This window comes from Microbacterium sp. BH-3-3-3, assembly GCF_007679045.1.
Classification (GTDB): domain Bacteria; phylum Actinomycetota; class Actinomycetes; order Actinomycetales; family Microbacteriaceae; genus Microbacterium; species Microbacterium algihabitans.
Window position 1 is genome coordinate 1 of record NZ_VEFS01000015.1, and the last position, 288, is coordinate 288.

Sequence of the window (288 nt, forward strand, 5' to 3'; positions counted from 1 at the left end):
GCGCAGGCGGGCGGGGCTGCGACCCTCGGCGGTGGCGACGGCGAGAAGGTCGAATTCGGCCTTCTTCTCGGGCGGGAGGGCTGAGCCGATGTCGGCGATGACGTGGGCGTGGGCGCGGGTGAGAGCCCCCGCTTCCCACGCGGCGAGGGTGGCGGGGTAGTCGTCGACGAGGGTCATCGCCTGACACATCTGCCGCTGCACCGACCGGTCGGAGAGGTTCTCGGCCGCGGCGAGCTCGGACGCCACCTCCCTCAGGGCCAGTTGCGCGGCGCGGGCGGGCGCGCGCTG

1 protein-coding gene is annotated in these 288 nt (G+C 74.7%); it reads right to left on the reverse strand.

Annotation, left to right across the window (positions count from 1 at the left end; translation table 11 throughout):
* On the reverse strand, positions 1 to 288 hold a 288-nt coding region (locus FS769_RS16685), incomplete at both ends, for a DUF222 domain-containing protein (RefSeq protein WP_144835407.1).